This window comes from Aquibacillus saliphilus, from assembly GCF_020404745.1.
GTDB lineage: Bacteria > Bacillota > Bacilli > Bacillales > Amphibacillaceae > Aquibacillus > Aquibacillus saliphilus.
This window is the reverse complement of sequence record NZ_JAIZAP010000005.1, coordinates 113,813-131,416: the sequence shown is the minus strand read 5'-3', so window position 1 is coordinate 131,416 and position 17,604 is coordinate 113,813. Positions and strand designations below refer to the sequence as shown.

The window sequence follows — 17,604 nt, the reverse complement described above, 5'->3', positions numbered from 1 at the left end:
TTACACCTTCATTCTTTTAACAGCAACTAAATATCCAGCAAAGCAAAGGAATATTCCACCAATGATATTGCTAGAAACATAGAGGATGGCAAGTAGGTTATTTGTGTTCCATAAAATGACGGTCTCTAAGGTGAAGGCAGAAAATGTAGTGAGTGAACCAATAAAACCTGAACCAATTGCCGTTAGTATTTTTGCAGGCAAAAGGCTTTTCAAACTAGCACTACTTGAAAGATAAGCCAAAATAAAACAACCGAGCAAATTAACGATAAGTGTTGCAAATGGGAATCCATTTGTAAAGGGTAATAAGGAAATTCCATATCGGAAGGAAGCTCCCAAGGATCCTCCAATTCCAACTAGAATTAATATTTGCCAATCAGTCTTTTTTATTGACATGCTGGACAGCGTCCGTAAATTTCAAACTTATGATCATCAATTGCGAAATTATTAAGTTCTCCTTTAATATCATCCATTGGACAGGAATGAATTTCTTTAGTAATCCCACAATCATTACAAATAAAATGATGATGGTGGTGATGATCGCACTTCATTCGGAAATGCTTTTCACCATTTAATTCAGTAGATTCTAAAATTCCCACTTGATGAAATAGATGAAGATTTCTGTAGATAGTGTCAAAGCTAATCCCTTCATAATTAGGCTCCATATAGCTCAGTAAGTCTTTGGCTGTGCGATATCTGTCTTCTTTAGAAAAGTAAGTTATGATATCTTCTCGTTTACCTGTGTACTTATAGCCTTTTTCTTTTAGTATATTTAACCCTTCTTGTACATTCATTGTATCGCCTTCTTTCTAGACAATATAAACCATATTTTCTTAATAGAAATCGATAATAATAATATAATAATCGAAGTAACAACAATGGTGCCACCTGGTGGTATTTCAAAGTAATAACCAGAAATTAATCCTATAATAACAGATGTTTCGCCAAAAATAATAGAAAATAGTATGGTTTGTTTAAATCCTTTTGCAATCCGAATTGCAGCTGCAACTGGTAACGTCATTAATGCTGAAACGAGTAAAACTCCCACAATTCGTATAGAAGCTGCAATAACAAGTGCGGTTAACACGATGAAGATGAAATGAATTCTCTTGGCATGAATCCCTGATACAACAGCATGTTCTTCATCGAATGATAACATGAACAGTTCTTTATAAAATAGGAATAGGGTAGTTAAAACAATGATTGAGATTGCAATGATCATCCATAAATCACTACGACTCACTGCAGAGACAGAACCGAATAAATAATTATATAAGTCAGTGTTAAATCCATTCGCTAAAGAGATAAATATAACACTAAGTCCAACACCTCCGGAGAGTATTATTGGGATAGCAAGCTCCTGGTAGGCTTTATATACTCGCCGTAGCTGTTCGACAAAGACAGAGCCAATAACAGAAAAGGCCATTCCTGTATAAAAGGGCGTGATACCTATCGCGAATTTTTTTTCTATTAATAAGCCAAAAGCGATACCTGCCAAGGTTACATGGGAGAGTGCATCTGCAATAAGAGACAACCGTCTTACGACAATAAAAGTCCCAAGTAGTGGTGCGATTAATCCAATTAAAAGTCCTGTGTAAAAAGTGTTTTGTAAAAATTCATATTCAAAAAAGCTTTCTAGCATGATGTTTCCCCCGATTAATGATTATGTGTGACTACATTTAATGGATGTCCGTAAAACTGGGACAAATCCTTTTCTGAGAGATTAGAGAACTCAAGTGGATTTCCATGAAAATGTAACGTCTTATTTAAGCATACGATATCTGTAGCGTGGTGTGTCATCGTTCCAGTATCATGTGTTATCAGTAACAAAGTGATATTTTTCTTTTCATTTAAGCTGTGTAACAAGTCATAAAATTTTTGAACATTTTCTGTATCAACACCAACCGTAGGTTCATCTAAAATAAGTAGTTCAGGATCGCTAACTAACGATCGTGCAATAAATATACGCTGTTGCTGCCCACCAGATAGATCACCGATGTTTTCGTGTAGGTACTCTGACATCCCAACTTGTTCGACTGCATGTGCAATTTTTTGTTTGTGTTCTTTAGTGAACAATTTAAAATAACCTACTTTTGCTGTTAATCCCATGGATACAACTTCATTGACAGTAGCTGGGAATCCGCGATTAAAAGAATTTGCTTTTTGTGATACAAATCCAATTTTATTCCAATCTTTAAATTTATCAATCGGTGTGCCAAACAAATCAATAGAACCCTGGTGGGACTTGAGAATTCCAAGTATTAATTTGATTAAGGTAGTCTTACCACCGCCGTTTGGTCCAACAAGTCCCATGAATGAGCCTTTTGGGACTTCAAAATTTATATTTTTTAATGCATGTTTATTTTCATAAGCATAATTTACCTGTTTCATTGAAACAATTTTTTGGGTCATACTGATTCTCCGTTCCATTTTCTAACTGAATATTTTCTGCTCATATTCTCTTGATAGTATAGTCTAATAATAAACATTAAATTACATTTTAGAATGTAAGGTTGAATTCATTCTATCGTAATCGTTCTGATTTGTAAATGAGAATGATTACGTTTTGAAGGGTTACTTTCAATATCCGGTTCTGTTAAAAATTAAAAGAAGTCCCCAATCGTATGACAAGGGACTGTTAACTACTATTTGAATTATTAGAAGAGTTTAGATAGACAAAAACTTATAACCCATTTTTTTTTTAGTTAATGTTGCGGTAATTGATTCGTGTATCCGGTGAATTGTTGATAGGATTGTTGCATTTTTTGTTGATCACAAGCCTCAACGCTATACCAACCGTTTTTAAACATTAAATTATATAAATTTCTTTGACAATCCTGAGTCTCATTAAATATGGTTGCTAAATCGTGATATATTGCTTGATTGCTGGCTTCATTAAGTACGGTACTATAGGATGCTGTCATATATTTTTCAGTTGTCAATAGATCATTAACGAAGTCTCGGTCATTCATTTGTGGTGTACTTGGAACTTGAACCTCAGGGTTTTGGACCTTTTGGTTTTGTTGTTGATTCATCAAGTAGGCTCCTTTCTTTAATTCATAGGTTGTTGATTTTTGTTAAGGTGCAAAAGAATCTTGTTATAATGCGTTTCGTGCATTTGGCAAACTCGCTCCAATTCAGACTTTATTTCAGGAATTGTACATTGAGCTGCAAAAAAATGAGCTTTTTTTGATGCATTTAAATTCCAAGAAAGCATATCAGTAAGATACAGTAAATCCTTGGAGCTAACAATGTTTGGCGGTTGCTGCATTATTTGTGCTTGATTTTGCCCCATTGATTGACCTATTGGTTGATTTTGTTGTTGCACTCTTTAAAACCTCCTTAATTTTTCCTCCTTACATTTCCCAAGCTTTTTAAAACTATACAAATCATATGGAGTGAATTTTTTATACAGTCTATATGATGGCTAAAATCCAGAAGAAAACCTTTACATTTTCTTGCTAAAAGATGATAGAATAATATATAAATAGACTATTATATTTGTAAGATAGACAAACATAGGTATAGGGGGATTTCTTATGGAACAATTGTTGCGGAACTTTTTCTTATTCTTATCTAAAAACAAATTCTTCACAAAATTAGCAAAAAGGTATGGCTTTCGGTTTGGTGCAGGCACTGTAGTTGCTGGAGAGAATATTGAGCATGCTGCTGAAATTATTGAAAAATTAAATAACAAAGGCTTAGTAGTAACCATTGACCATCTTGGTGAATTTATTGATAGTGAGGAAGAAGCACGTCAAGGTGCAGATGAATGTATAAAGGCTATTGAAGTTATTGCAGAAAAGAACTTGGATTCTCAATTATCATTAAAAATGACCTCAATGGGCCTAGATATTTCTCATCAATTAGTAATGGAAAATATGAGAAGAATCTTAGATGCAGGAAAGAAACATAATGTTTTTGTAACTATCGATATGGAAGATTTTGATCGGTGCCAAAAAACACTTGATATCTTCAAAGAATTAAAGAGTGAATACGAGGGTGTAGGAACGGTAATTCAATCTTACCTTTACCGAACTGTTGAAGATATAGAGGATTTAAATGAATTCAGTCCCAATTTACGCCTTGTTAAGGGTGCATATAAAGAATCACCGAAAGTAGCTTTTCCAGAAAAAAAGGATGTAGATGATAATTATAAAAAAATTATAAAGTTGCATTTATTGAATGGGAATTATACTGCTGTAGCTTCACATGATGATGCAATGATCGAATATACCAAAAAGGTTGAAAAAGATTATGATATTTCAAGAGAACAGTTTGAATTTCAAATGCTTTATGGATTTCGAAACGAACGCCAGCAGGAATTAGTTGACGAAGGTTATAAAATGCGTGTGTACGTTCCGTATGGCAATGATTGGTATGGTTATTTTATGAGAAGATTAGCTGAGCGACCTGCTAATATTGTATTTGCCATTAAAGGTATTTTTAGTAAATAACCTGTCATTAATTAAAGGCTTTAGTCCTTTAAAGCCTTTAATTTTAAAAAAATGATTGCGAAATATCAGAAAATATTTTATAGTTGAGATATAAGAAGATAATTTGAATCTTCATTTTTTATGAGTATTAATGAATGAACGTTCATTCAAATTAATCGTGAGGGGGAGAAAATATGGTTATGAGAATTAAGCGTGCAGCTGTAATTGGTTCTGGCATAATGGGTTCTGGAATAGCGGCACACCTTGCAAATGTTGGAATCGAGGTATTAATGCTAGATGTTGTTCCAAATAAATTAACAGATCAAGAAGAGACTAAAAATTTATCATTAAGTGATAAAGCTGTTCGTAATCGTATAAGTACATTAAGTAAAAAGGCACTATCCAAACATAAGCCATCACCAATTACCAGTATAAAAAGTTTGGATTTAATTGAAGTTGGTAATTTAGATGATGACATCAGTAAATTATCCGAAGTAGATTGGATTATTGAAGTTGTTGTAGAAAACCTGGAAGTGAAAAAGAAAGTATTAAAAGTGGTTGATGAAAACAGGAAAAAAGGAAGCGTTGTCAGTTCTAACACCTCGGGTATATCCATTGAACAAATGGTTGAAGATTGTTCGACGGATTTAAAAGAGCATTTTTTAGGGACACACTTTTTTAACCCTCCACGCTATTTGAAATTACTAGAGGTAATACCGACAAAATGGACGAATAACGAAGTGATTGATTTCATGAAGAGTTATGGAGAAGACATACTTGGTAAGGGTGTAGTTGAAGCGAAAGACACACCTAACTTTATAGCCAATCGTATTGGAACTTACGGGTTACTTATTACAGTTAAATTAATGAAAGAAAAAGGTTTGAGTATTGGTGAAGTGGATTCTGTTACTGGACCTTTAATAGGTAGACCTAAAAGTGCCACTTTCAGAACACTAGATGTAGTAGGTTTAGATACTTTTGCCCATGTTGCGGGTAATGTTTACGGTCAGGTCACTGGAAAAGAAAAAGAGGTCTTTGAAATTCCTAAGTTCATGCAGTCAATGCTAGATAATAAATGGCTAGGTGCAAAGTCAGGCCAAGGATTTTATCTGAAGAAAAAGGGGCCTAATGGTAGTGATATTTATGAGCTTGACTATGATTCTCTAGATTACCAAGAAAGGAAATCATTAAAAACGAAGGCAACAGAATTGGCCAAACAAGAAAAAGGTGTTAAAAGAAAAATGAAAGCGCTTGTATCAATGCCGGGTGATAGAGCAAGTGATTTTGTCTGGGAAGTCATCAAGCCAGTTCTTCTTTATTCAGCTGAATTGGTAGGGGAAATAGCAGATGATATTAATGCAATTGACCAGGCGATGCGCTGGGGATTCGGATGGCAATTAGGTCCCTTTGAAATGTGGGACGCAATTGGCTTCAATGAGTCGGTTGAAAGAATGATTAATGAAGGGGAAACGGTCCCTGATTGGATTACAACTATGATTGATAATGGTCATAAATCTTTTTACAAGAAGGAAGAAGGGTCGGTTCTTTATTATTTTAATGGAGATTACAAAAAACATAACTTCAATGTTAAGGACATTAATCTTCATCTGACTAAAGAAAAACAAGGCGTTATAAAGAAAAACACAGGTGCAAGTTTAATAGATATAGGGGATGGGGTTGCATGTTTAGAATTTAACTCTAAAAGTAACGCAATTGGTATGGATATTCTCCAAATGATCAATCAATCGATTGAAGAGGTAAATAAAAATTACGAAGGCCTTGTCATTGGTAACCAAGGAAAGAATTTTTGTGTCGGAGCTAACGTTGCAATGATGTTAATGGAGGCACAGGATGGCAATTTCTTTGAACTTGATATGGTTATTAGACATTTTCAAAATGCAATGATGAATATAAAATATGCCGAAAAACCTGTCGTTACTGCACCGTTTGGAATGACATTAGGTGGTGGAGCAGAGGTGTGCTTACCTTCAAGCTCAATTCAAGCTGCACAAGAAACATATATTGGCTTGGTTGAATTCGGCGTAGGTTTAATCCCTGGTGGTGGTGGAAATAAGGAACTTTATTTGAAGCAAATTAGAAATTTACCTCCGGGTGTAGATTTAGATCTTCATAAAGTAACGAATGCAGTATTTGAACGAATAGCAATGGCGAAAGTATCTACTTCCGCACAAGAAGCGATTGAAAATGGGTACTTAAATAAACAAGATGGTATTAGTGTCAACCAAGATCACTTATTATTCGATGCTAAGCAGAAAGTTCTTAGTCTACAAAAAGCGGGTTATCAACCACCTAAACGTGAAAGAATCCCTGTTGTTGGTGAGCCGGGTTATGCAACAATGCTGCTTGGAACTAAATCATTGGCACTTAGTGGTTATGCATCGGAACATGATGTCAAAATCGCAGAGAAACTAGCCTTCGTTTTAGCTGGAGGTCGGATTAAGGAAGGATCTCTTGTTGAGGAACAATACTTATTAGATATTGAACGTGAAGCATTTTTAAGTTTAATTGGAGAACGAAAAACACAAGAGCGGATGCAACACATGTTAGTAAAAGGAAAAGCATTACGAAATTAACTTATTTTTTATAGAGGGGGAAAAATTGTGAAGGAAGCTGTTATTGTCGCGGGTGCAAGAACACCAGTGGGAAAAGCCAATAAAGGTTCTTTAGCTCACATGCGATCAGATGATCTTGCTGCATTAACAATTAAAGAAACAATAAAGCGTGCTGGAAACTATCAAGGGAATATTGATGATGTCATTATTGGCTGCGCGATGCCAGAGGCTGAACAAGGAATGAATATGGCAAGGAATATTGCTGGTTTAGCAGGACTCCCAAAAACTGTGCCAGGGATTACTATAAATCGATACTGTTCCTCTGGATTACAAAGTATTGCTTATGCCGCTGAACGAATTATGCTAGGAAGCAGTGATACGATTATTGCTGGTGGAGCAGAGTCAATGAGTATGATCCCTATGGGAGGACATGTCATTAAACCAAATATAGAGCTTGTAGAAAATGCACCAGGTTACTATATGACAATGGGACACACAGCTGAAGAAGTTGCGAATCGTTTTGGAATTTCAAGACAAGATCAAGATTCATTTGCAGCAAGAAGTCATGCCAGAGCTGCACAAGCATTAAAAGATGGAAAATTTAATGATGAAATTGTACCAATTGAAATTACTGATCGACAAATAGGAATTGACAATAAGATTAAGGAATCGAAACGTTTATTTAGCTCAGATGAAGGTGTTAGAGCTGAAACAACTACAGATGTACTCTCAAAATTGCGACCCGCCTTTTCAAGAACTGGCTCTGTAACAGCGGGTAATTCATCGCAAATGAGTGACGGTGCCGCATCGGTGCTTGTCATGGAGCGAGAAAAGGCCAAAGCAGAAGGTCTAACCCCACTAGTGAAATTTGTATCTTTTGCAGTAGCTGGTGTTGAACCTGAGATAATGGGGGTTGGTCCAGTTAAGGCAATACCCAAAGCGTTAGAGTTAGCGGGACTTTCTTTATCGGATATTGGTTTGTTTGAATTGAATGAAGCATTTGCGTCACAGTCAATCCGAGTTATTCGAGAGTTAAAACTTGATGAAGATAAAGTGAATGTTAACGGTGGTGCAATTGCGCTTGGACATCCATTAGGCTGTACGGGAACTAAGCTATCTTTGAGTTTAATTTATGAAATGAAGAGACGAAATGAACAGTTTGGAGTAGTTACGATGTGTATTGGTGGCGGCATGGGAGCTGCTGGTGTATTCGAATTATTATAAGATAAGAAGGGGAGCGTTATTATGGGAGAAACTAAAGAAAAAGTTTTTAAGGGTGGAGCATTCATTACTGAAGATTTAGCACCAGAAGATATTATAACACCAGAGGACTTTACAGAAGAACATCGTATGATTGCAAAAACAACAGAGGATTTTGTTATAGGAGAGGTAATTCCAAAAGTTGATTTATTAGAGGATCATCAATTTGAGCACTCTGTTGAGTTATTAAAAAAAGCAGGAGAATTGGGACTTCTAGGTGTTGATATCCCTGAAGAGTATGGTGGACTAGGTTTAGACAAAATTAGTTCTTCATTAATTACTGAAAAATTTGCTCGATCTGGTGGATTTTCAGTCACTCATGGGGCACATGTAGGAATTGGAACATTGCCTATTGTGTTCTTTGGCACAGAGGAGCAAAAACAAAAATACTTGCCTGATTTAGCAACAGGAGAGAAACTAGCGGCTTATGCATTAACTGAACCGGGATCGGGTTCAGATGCTTTAGGAGCGAAAACAAGTGCTAAGTTAAATGAGGAAGGAACGCACTATATTTTAAATGGTGAAAAACAATGGATAACGAACTCTGCATTCGCAGATGTATTTATTGTCTATGCTCAAATTGATGGTGATAAATTTACTGCATTTATCGTTGAACGGGACTTTCCTGGAGTATCAACTGGTCCTGAAGAAAAGAAAATGGGAATTAAAAGCTCTTCTACACGGACAGTTGTTTTAGATGAAGCGAAAGTACCAGTAGAAAATGTATTAGGAGAAATTGGGAGAGGACACGTGATTGCTTTTAATATATTAAATGTTGGTCGCTATAAACTAGCTGTTGGTGGAATTGGTGGAGCAAAAAGAGGTATAGAGCTTTCTGCCAAGTATGCGAATCAACGGAAACAATTTAATACACAGATTTCAAAATTTGCTCTTATTCAAGAAAAGTTAGCAACGATGGCTACCAATACGTATGTAAATGAGAGTGCTGTTTATAGAACTGTTGGTCTGTTTGAACAACGAATGGGGAAACTGACTGAGGATGAGCTAAGAGACGGAAAAGAGATTGCAAAAGCAATCGCAGAGTACCAAATTGAGTGTTCATTAAACAAAGTATTTGGAACCGAACTGATGGACTTTGTTGTGGATGAAGCGGTTCAAATACACGGTGGTTATGGCTTTATGCAAGAGTATGAAGTGGAACGGATGTATCGTGATTCTAGAATACAACGAATATTTGAAGGAACAAATGAAATTAATCGATTGTTAATTCCCGGAACTTTAATGAAGAAGGCCATCAAAGGAGAACTTCCGTTATTGCAAAGGGCACAAGCTTTACAAGAAGAACTAATGATGCTAATGCCTGAAGATGTTGGAACGGATACATTAGAAAAGGAAAAGTATTTACTGAAAAATGCTAAAAAAATCGGTTTGCTATCTGCAGGGATAGCTGCTCAAAAATTCGGTCAAAAATTAGAACAAGAGCAAGAAATATTAGCCAACATTGCAGATATTGTTTCTGAGGTCTATAACATGGAATCTGCCATTCTAAGAACGGAAAAAGCTATATTGAGAAATGGAGAAGAAAAGAACCACCAAAAGATTCTCTACACAGAAGTTTATGTTCAAGAGGCTTTTAACCGAATTGAAGCACACGCAAAAGAAACAATTATCGCCAGTGAATCGGGTGATACATTAAGAGTTACACTCTCAGCAATGCGTAAGCTAACTAGACATGATCCAACAAATGTTATTGCGAAAAAACGAGAAGTTGCTAAAGCGATTATTAGTGAAGAAAAATACGTAGTCTAGAAAAGTAACTAAATAGATTTCTTTTCCCCTGTTGAAATTTAATGGGGGATTTTTTTATTATCATTATCTCAAGTATGATTAAAATTTATCTATTGTAATACAATTGTCGAATATTTTGATCTTTCTTATGTAAGTGTTGTTGTAAATCTTCGGAGTTGATAGAAATTGCGACGTAACTGCAATGTAGTTTTCCTTTTATATTCTTTATAAGATGAGTGCTATGTCAGCGCTGCGGAAATACTCTTCGCTTTCCGCGGGTGGCTGCTGAGCCTCCTCGTGCTGCGCACTGCGGGGTCTCATCTATGCCTTTCCTCCCGCAGGAGTCTTCGAGTATTTCCTCCGCTTAGAATAGCTTTCTGTTCAAATGGGAAATAACACGGAACGTTGATTTCAAGGCATATAGCCACTCATTAACCAGAACACGATTACCCAGCGTAGGCAGAATACGAAGACTCCAGTGGGAACAGCACGAGCCGAAGACCCCGGAAGAATCGTTCTTTGATTCTGAGGAGGCTAAGGCCGTGCCCACGGAAAGCGAAGTATTCTGCTGAAGCGACCGTATGGCAGTCAATTCAATTAGAGTGAAAGATAGCAAGTTCATGCAAAAGTTACGTCGCATTTTATAGTTATTGTGTCAAAAACAATAATCTTTTGGAAAACAGCGTGAATTTTTATTATACAAATAAGGAATATGATAAAATGTTTTTATAAAAGGAGGTTTTTGAATGACTGTAACTTTTTATTGGTATCCGAAGTGTGGAACATGTCAAAAAGCGAAAAAATGGCTTGAAGCTAATGACGTTGAGTTTAGGACGGTACATATGGTTGAGGACACTCCGACGAAAGAAGAATTACAAGAAATTATAAATGTTAGTAATTATCCTATAAAGAAATTTTTCAATACTAGTGGAAAAAAATATCGAGATTTAGGATTGAAGGATAAACTAAAGGATGCTACTGATAGTGAGATGTTGGACTGGCTTGTTTCAGATGGTATGTTGATAAAGAGACCAATAATAACTGATGGACATAATGTTTCACTAGGTTTTAAAGAAGAGTTTTTTGAGCAAACTTGGAAATAGGTGTGCGAAATATTGGAAATAAAAGCGACTAGCTTTTATATTTATAAATGGACTTTATTTTAATGGAGGTTATAACATGAGTTTACCAAATGAATTACGCTACTCAGAAGAACATGAATGGGTGAAAGTTGAAGGAGATAAAGTACGAATTGGGATTACAGATCATGCGCAGGCCGAACTAGGAGATATCGTGTTTGTTGAACTACCAGAAGAGGGTGATGTGTTAGAAGAGGATGAGCCCTTTGGTAGTGTTGAGTCAGTAAAGACTGTATCAGAACTCTATGCCCCAATAAGTGGTAAGGTTGTCGAGGTAAACGCGGAACTAGATTCCAGTCCAGAGTTTGTTAATGAGTCGCCTTATGATAAAGCATGGATGATTGTTGTTGAACCAAATGACTTATCAGAAATTGATAATCTAATGACTGCTGAAGAATACGAACAAATGATTAAAGAAGAGGATTAAGTCAAAATTAAATCATTTTGTATTATGTTCATAAAAATGTAAAATGATAATACAATGTATTAGAAGCAATAGAGAAAATCCCTTGTTACTAGTCTGTAACAGGGGATTATTATTAAATTGTCTTTTTTCCTTATACTATAGCTATGATATCTATACGATAAGTAGGTGGTAAGCTATGACGGATATAGAAAAAGTAATAATTGTAGAGGGCCGGACAGATAAAATGCAAATTGAAAAAATAATCAATGAAGAAGTCAAAATTATTTGCACGAATGGAACGTTGGGAATTGAACGGTTAGAGGAATTGTTAATTAACTTTGATCTTGATAACAAGGATGTCTTTATCTTGGTTGACGAAGATAACGCTGGGCAAAAGTTGCGTAAGCAGTTATCATTTGAATTGCCACATGCAGAACATATTTATATTGATAAAACTTATCGAGAGGTAGCTGCAACTCCAGAATCGGAGTTAGCAACTGCCCTACTAGGCAGTAGATTTGCTATCGATCCAATTTTTTTAACTTAGAAGGCTGTTGATAAGAAATGAAATTAGCTGATACGGATACAATTACTAATGTAATTAATGATAATGAATACACGTTTATTTTCATTCAGACGCCACTCTGTGGTACTTGTAAGGTAGCCAGAAGGATGCTTGAGACAATTGAGCATCTATTTGAAGATGATTTTTTCTATGATATGAACGCTTCCTTATTTCCAGAATTTATGATACATAATCAAATCAGAAGTGTCCCATGTCTATTGGTAATGAGAAATGGGAAGATGGCAGATAGTATCTATGCTTTTGAATCTGTCACAAACATTTATAACTATGTACTAAAGTTTTTTGATCAGAAATGAGATGTTTCTGATCTTTTTATTATTCAAAACTTTTTATCCTTATCGATTAGCTTTCCCATTGATTCCACTATTGATAAGAAGTTTGTTTTGTCATCAAATTGTTCGTGAATTTCTCCGTTAACATCAATGATGATTGTTGTTGGCACCCCTGAACATTGATACAAATCATAGACTTCACGCCCCAAGTCCATAAGATTGGTTTGTGTTAAATATTTTTCTGCATATCTTCTAGGAGAATCATAATTCCGTTCTCTACCTGAGACATTAATGGTTAGCATTTTAACCTTACTACTTTTTAGGGAATTAAAAAATTTTTCCTTCATTGGTAAATCAACTCCACAATCAGCACACCACGAGGTCCAAAAGGTAATCAGAACTATATTGCCTAAATCGTCAGATAAAGTATAGTTTTCATCCTTGTTAATATAAGGTAATTTAAATAATGGTGCTTTCATTTTTTTCACTCCAAACTTATTTCATTCAAAACAATCATAACGATTATTAGTGTGTAGATAAAGTATTTAATGTATTTGTAAGAATAATTTATTGACACCCGTAATTCACCCATGCTAGAATTTTGTTTAGCGTTATAAACCATTCAAAAAAATATAAGTAATCTCTTATCAAGAGAGGTGGAGGGGCTGGCCCGATGAAACCCGGCAACCGTTAAACAGTAACTGTTTAAAATGGTGCCAATTCCTGCGAAGTGTGAAAGCTTTGGCAGATGAGAGAACTGAAAGTACTTGACTCTGCGTCTTTCTGTTCTCTGAACAGGAGGCGTTTTTTAATTTGTCTAGAAATTAAAATGGACTGGTGTGGATAATTAATTACTAAGTTAGCCACAGCAAGATCTGGTGTACGCAGGGCGCCTGCGCTTTTGTTCTTGTTTAATAATTTTTGGAATGGTTAGGATAAGAGAAATCTATGTTTCCTTATTGAACGTATGCCGAATGTTAGGAGGAAAAACCCTGATTAAAATAAATGGTTTAAAAAAAGTATTTACAACAAATTCTAATACGATTCAAGCGGTTGATGACCTAAACCTTGAAATAAAAAAAGGTGAAATATTTGGAGTGATCGGATATAGTGGCGCTGGTAAAAGTACTTTCATTAGACTTATTAACCGGTTAGAGGACCCAACAGATGGCCAAATCATCATTGATGGACAAGATATCACGTCTTTAAACCAGAAAGATCTTCGGATATCTAGGCAAGAAATTGGCATGATTTTTCAACATTTTAACTTGTTATGGTCTAGAACGATCAAAGAAAATATTGCCTTCCCATTAGAGATAGCGGGTGTTCCTAGAACGGAGAGGTTAGAGAGGGTAGATGAACTAATTAAATTGGTTGGTTTATCTGGTAGAGAAGATTCATATCCGTCTGAGTTAAGTGGTGGCCAAAAACAGCGAGTTGGTATTGCCAGGGCATTGGCTAATAATCCTAAAGTATTGCTTTGTGATGAAGCAACTTCTGCCTTAGACCCTGAAACAACTGATTCGATCCTAAGGCTTTTAACTGATATTAATCAGAAATTAGGACTAACTATTATATTAATTACTCACGAGATGCACGTGATTCGGAAAATTTGTCACCGAGTAGCTGTTATGGAAAATGGACAAATAGTTGAGCATGGAGAAGTACTTGATGTGTTTTTACATCCTAATCGACCAGTAACAAGAAAATTTGTAGAACAGGTAATGGGCGATAAGGAACAAGATGAGGCATATGAATTTTTAACAAAGGAATATACAACAGGCACAGTTATTAGATTGCATTTTGTTGGTGAAACAACGAATCGAGCTTTAATAAGTAGAGTCGCTAAAGACTTTGATATAGATGTTAATATCTTGCAAGGTAAGATTACTCAAACGCAAAAAGGTGCTTATGGAACATTAGTTGTCCATATTGATGGAAACGATAAGGAAATAAATAGAGCAATGGAATTTATTACATCTACTTCAGTTGAAGTGGAGGTGGCACCAAATGCTTAATGAACTTTTTCCTAATGTTAAGTTAGCGGACTTATGGGAAGCCACTGGTGAAACCTTTTATATGACTTTGATTTCCTTAGTTGGGACGTTTATCTTCGGTATCTTATTAGGACTCTTACTTTACTTAACTGCCCGAGGGGGCCTTTGGCAAAATAAACTATTAAACTTTGTTGTTGCCACAGTTGTTAATGTGTTCAGAGCAATTCCGTTTATTATCTTAATTTTACTACTATTTCCATTCACGGATTTTGTTGTCGGAACAATCAGAGGTCCAAACGCAGCCTTACCAGCACTTATTATTGGATCTGCACCATTTTACGGAAGGCTGGTTGAAATTGGCTTAAGGGAAGTTGATAAAGGGGTAATTGAAGCTGCGAAGTCGATGGGTGCAAAAACAAGAACAATTATTTTTAAAGTTCTATTACCTGAATCAATGCCTGCACTTGTATCAGGAATTACTGTAACAGCTATTGCTTTAATTGGATACACAGCAGTAGCAGGTATTATTGGTGCGGGTGGCCTTGGTGATTTTGCCTATTTCTATGGATTCCAACGTCGTTCTTTCGATGTGGTCTTTGTTTGTACAGTACTGATTGTTATCATTGTGTTTATTTTTCAATTTATTGGTGACTTCTTTACGAACAAATTAGATAAAAGATAAATAAAAAGAAAAAGGGGAGAATTAAGATGAAAAAGTATTTAACGCTATTTTTGACAGCATTGTTTATTATTGTACTAGCGGCATGTGGAACTTCTGAGGAAGATGAGAGTTCAAATGAAGCGAATGAAGCAACTGATAATGAATCGGAAACTGCTGGAAATGAAACAGGTGAACCTACAGAAATTACAGTTGGTGCTTCAAGTACGCCTCACGCAGAAATTTTAGAGCAAGCGAAACCACTTCTTGAAGAAGAAGGTGTTTCAATAGTAATTGAACAATATCAAGATTATATTTTTCCTAATGAGGACCTAGATAATGGAACGTTAGACGCTAACTATTTTCAACATACACCATACTTAGAATCACAAATTGCTGAATTTGGCTATGATTTTGTGAATATTGGTGGAATTCATATTGAGCCAATGGGTGTCTATTCTAAAAATATTAATAGTGTAGATGAAATTCCGAAAGGGACAGAGGTGATCATTAGCCGTTCTGTTCCAGATCATGGTCGCATCCTTGCTTTATTTGAATCACAAGGTCTAATTCAGCTTGCTGAAGGTGTAAACAAAGCAAGTGCTACTATTGAAGACATTGTTAAAAATCCACTGGACTTAGTTTTTTCTCCAGATGTAGATGCAGCAGTCTTACCAGAAATTTATGACAGAGACGAAGATGCTTTAGTAGCCATTAATACAAACTATGCAATCGAAGCAGGACTTTCACCTTTGGATGATTCTTTATTCATTGAAGGTGCCGATTCGCCTTATGTCAATGTTATTGCTGCTCGCGCTGAAGACGAAAAAAGTGAAGCTCTTAATAAGTTAGTAGAAGTACTACAGACAGAAGAAATCCAAAGCTTTATTACAGAAACATATGATGGAGCAGTTGTACCTGTAGGCGGAGCTAACTAATAGGCTTTTGTAAGAAATACTTACAATAGTAAAAGAAATAGATTGTATTTTAGATATGTGAGAACTATATTTCTGACATCAGGCAATCTAAAGATATATCCTTTCTGAGTCGAACAAATCAATATTGTCAGATTATTTAACCAAGTGTAAACTTGTTATTGTTAAGATTCAGAAAGGATGATTCATTATTATAGGCAATGAGTTAAATTTAACTTATACTGCTGAAATGGAAAAAGCTATGCAGCAATCTCATGGTATGGGTTTTGCTGAATATGGTAGAAAGTTATCTCAATTACTAAAAGTTGAACAAAAGAGAGAAGCTAGCTATCGAAAAAGCTTAGAGACATCTAAAGAAATGGAACGCCAAATGCATAGATAGTATAATTGACCCCTTATCCGATTTCGGTGAAGGGGTTTTGTTTTGGGCTAGGAAATTGTAAAATGGAGAGCCAGTTGATAAAAAGACTTGGATTGAAACTTCATATTCAACTAATAAATGGGCAAAATAATTCAACTATAATAGAAGTATTTAAATGGTTAGAAAGAGCTCAGGTTATTTGTTAAAATAGTGTTATTAGACATTAACTAATTGATAATCTAACTATGATTTTATAATAGATATCAATTTAAAAATAACTTAAATAACAAATATGTTAGTAAAGGTGCAAATGAACAGTGAATCTGTTGATTATAGTTTCGAAATGATATAAGATTGTAATGAGAATAAATTGAGAATGGATTTAGTTTTTCCATATCTACAATATCATCATAATAAAGTTCTGGAGGTATATATATGGCGGGATCTACGTTAGAAATTAAGGATCTTCATGTAACTATTGAGGATCAAGAAATATTAAAAGGTGTTAATTTAACAATTACAGGTGGAGAATTTCATGCGGTCATGGGACCAAATGGAACAGGGAAGTCTACGCTTGCATCTGCAATAATGGGGCATCCAAAATATGAAATAACTAAAGGAAGCGTACTTCTAGATGGCGAAGATGTATTAGAAATGGAAGTCGATGAAAGAGCACGAGCAGGTCTGTTTTTGGGAATGCAATATCCAAGTGAAATCAGCGGAGTAACAACTTCCGATTTTCTACGTTCTTCTATCAATGCCCACCGTGAAGAGGGTGACCAAATTTCATTGATGAAGTTCATTAAAGAAATGGATGCTGCAATGGATTATTTAGAAATGGATAAAAACATGGCACAACGTTACCTAAACGCAGGTTTTTCTGGCGGGGAGAAAAAACGCAATGAAATTTTGCAATTAATGATGATTAAACCAGCTATCGGAATTTTAGATGAAATTGATTCTGGTTTGGATATTGATGCTCTTAAAGTAGTTTCAAAAGGAATTAATAAATTACGTAACGAATCATTCGGTTGTTTGATAATCACTCACTATCAACGGTTATTAGAATACATTACACCAGATAAAGTACACGTTATGATGCAAGGACGCGTTGTAAAATCAGGTGGTCCAGAACTAGCACAACGCTTAGAAGCAGAAGGTTATGAATGGATTAAAGAAGAATTAGGTATCGAAAACGAAGTTGTAGGGCAAAAAGCGTAAGTAAGGAGGGTTAT

20 protein-coding genes and 1 riboswitch are annotated in these 17,604 nt (G+C 35.4%); of the genes, 13 read left to right on the top strand and 7 right to left on the bottom strand.

The window, feature by feature from the left end; translation table 11 throughout:
- The 6 genes from LD272_RS07390 to LD272_RS07365 all read right to left on the bottom strand — a co-directional run bounded on the left by LD272_RS07390 (position 1) and on the right by LD272_RS07365 (position 3,325).
- A complete protein-coding gene (locus tag LD272_RS07390; RefSeq protein WP_226035964.1) occupies positions 1–393 on the bottom strand; it encodes a fluoride efflux transporter FluC in 393 nt (130 codons plus the stop codon).
- On the bottom strand, positions 384–791 hold the full coding sequence (locus LD272_RS07385; protein ID WP_226035963.1) for a Fur family transcriptional regulator: 408 nt from the start codon (positions 789–791) through the stop codon (positions 384–386). Before LD272_RS07385 ends, LD272_RS07390 begins: the two co-directional genes overlap by 10 nt.
- Positions 788–1,639: a metal ABC transporter permease gene (locus LD272_RS07380; protein WP_226035962.1), complete on the bottom strand. Its 852-nt coding sequence runs from the start codon at positions 1,637–1,639 to the stop codon at positions 788–790. Before LD272_RS07380 ends, LD272_RS07385 begins: the two co-directional genes overlap by 4 nt.
- A gap of 14 nt (positions 1,640–1,653) precedes the next feature.
- Positions 1,654–2,409 (bottom strand): metal ABC transporter ATP-binding protein, encoded by a 756-nt coding sequence (locus tag LD272_RS07375; RefSeq protein WP_226035961.1) that lies wholly within the window; start codon positions 2,407–2,409, stop codon positions 1,654–1,656.
- Between the two features lie 293 nt (positions 2,410–2,702).
- Positions 2,703–3,032, bottom strand: a complete 330-nt coding sequence (locus LD272_RS07370; protein ID WP_226035960.1) for a spore coat protein — start codon at positions 3,030–3,032, stop codon at positions 2,703–2,705.
- Positions 3,033–3,049: 17 nt separating this feature from the next.
- On the bottom strand, positions 3,050–3,325 hold the full coding sequence (locus LD272_RS07365) for a hypothetical protein (protein ID WP_439647385.1): 276 nt from the start codon (positions 3,323–3,325) through the stop codon (positions 3,050–3,052).
- Positions 3,326–3,536: 211 nt separating this feature from the next.
- Here LD272_RS07365 and LD272_RS07360 point away from each other — a divergent pair, with 211 nt between their 5' ends.
- The 8 genes from LD272_RS07360 (at position 3,537) to LD272_RS07325 (ending at position 12,442) form a co-directional block, all read left to right on the top strand.
- Positions 3,537–4,454: a proline dehydrogenase family protein gene (locus LD272_RS07360; RefSeq protein WP_226035959.1), complete on the top strand. Its 918-nt coding sequence runs from the start codon at positions 3,537–3,539 to the stop codon at positions 4,452–4,454.
- A 173-nt stretch (positions 4,455–4,627) separates the two neighbouring features.
- Complete coding sequence (locus tag LD272_RS07355) at positions 4,628–7,027, top strand: 3-hydroxyacyl-CoA dehydrogenase/enoyl-CoA hydratase family protein (protein ID WP_226035958.1); 2,400 nt, start codon at positions 4,628–4,630, stop codon at positions 7,025–7,027.
- A gap of 27 nt (positions 7,028–7,054) precedes the next feature.
- Positions 7,055–8,230: an acetyl-CoA C-acetyltransferase gene (locus LD272_RS07350; protein WP_226035957.1), complete on the top strand. Its 1,176-nt coding sequence runs from the start codon at positions 7,055–7,057 to the stop codon at positions 8,228–8,230.
- A gap of 21 nt (positions 8,231–8,251) precedes the next feature.
- Positions 8,252–10,036 (top strand): acyl-CoA dehydrogenase FadE, encoded by a 1,785-nt coding sequence (locus LD272_RS07345; RefSeq protein WP_226035956.1) that lies wholly within the window; start codon positions 8,252–8,254, stop codon positions 10,034–10,036.
- 725 nt (positions 10,037–10,761) lie between these two features.
- Entirely contained in the window at positions 10,762–11,118 is a 357-nt protein-coding gene (locus tag LD272_RS07340) for an arsenate reductase family protein (RefSeq protein WP_226035955.1), read from the top strand.
- A 76-nt stretch (positions 11,119–11,194) separates the two neighbouring features.
- A complete protein-coding gene (gene gcvH, locus LD272_RS07335) occupies positions 11,195–11,581 on the top strand; it encodes a glycine cleavage system protein GcvH (protein ID WP_226035954.1) in 387 nt (128 codons plus the stop codon).
- A 175-nt stretch (positions 11,582–11,756) separates the two neighbouring features.
- Positions 11,757–12,107: a toprim domain-containing protein gene (locus tag LD272_RS07330; protein WP_226035953.1), complete on the top strand. Its 351-nt coding sequence runs from the start codon at positions 11,757–11,759 to the stop codon at positions 12,105–12,107.
- A gap of 17 nt (positions 12,108–12,124) precedes the next feature.
- Positions 12,125–12,442 carry a thioredoxin family protein gene (locus LD272_RS07325; protein WP_226035952.1) on the top strand — a complete coding sequence of 106 codons (318 nt, stop codon included), beginning with the start codon at positions 12,125–12,127 and terminating at the stop codon, positions 12,440–12,442.
- A 23-nt stretch (positions 12,443–12,465) separates the two neighbouring features.
- Here LD272_RS07325 and LD272_RS07320 read toward each other — a convergent pair whose 3' ends face one another.
- Complete coding sequence (locus LD272_RS07320; protein ID WP_226035951.1) at positions 12,466–12,897, bottom strand: TlpA family protein disulfide reductase; 432 nt, start codon at positions 12,895–12,897, stop codon at positions 12,466–12,468.
- A 162-nt stretch (positions 12,898–13,059) separates the two neighbouring features.
- A riboswitch (SAM riboswitch) is annotated at positions 13,060–13,173 on the top strand.
- Positions 13,174–13,410: 237 nt separating this feature from the next.
- On the opposite strand from LD272_RS07320, the gene LD272_RS07315 reads away from it, so the two are divergent.
- The 5 genes from LD272_RS07315 (at position 13,411) to sufC (ending at position 17,590) form a co-directional block, all read left to right on the top strand.
- Complete coding sequence (locus tag LD272_RS07315; RefSeq protein ID WP_226036041.1) at positions 13,411–14,436, top strand: methionine ABC transporter ATP-binding protein; 1,026 nt, start codon at positions 13,411–13,413, stop codon at positions 14,434–14,436.
- Positions 14,429–15,097, top strand: coding sequence for a methionine ABC transporter permease (locus tag LD272_RS07310; protein ID WP_226035950.1), 669 nt, complete (start codon positions 14,429–14,431; stop codon positions 15,095–15,097). The genes LD272_RS07315 and LD272_RS07310 overlap by 8 nt, the downstream gene beginning before the upstream one ends.
- Before the next feature lie 26 nt (positions 15,098–15,123).
- On the top strand, positions 15,124–16,011 hold the full coding sequence (locus tag LD272_RS07305) for a MetQ/NlpA family ABC transporter substrate-binding protein (RefSeq protein WP_226035949.1): 888 nt from the start codon (positions 15,124–15,126) through the stop codon (positions 16,009–16,011).
- 238 nt (positions 16,012–16,249) lie between these two features.
- Positions 16,250–16,390, top strand: a complete 141-nt coding sequence (locus LD272_RS07300) for a YuzK family famiily protein (RefSeq protein ID WP_226035948.1) — start codon at positions 16,250–16,252, stop codon at positions 16,388–16,390.
- A gap of 414 nt (positions 16,391–16,804) precedes the next feature.
- A complete protein-coding gene (gene sufC, locus LD272_RS07295) occupies positions 16,805–17,590 on the top strand; it encodes a Fe-S cluster assembly ATPase SufC (protein ID WP_226035947.1) in 786 nt (261 codons plus the stop codon).
- Positions 17,591–17,604 lie beyond the last annotated feature (14 nt).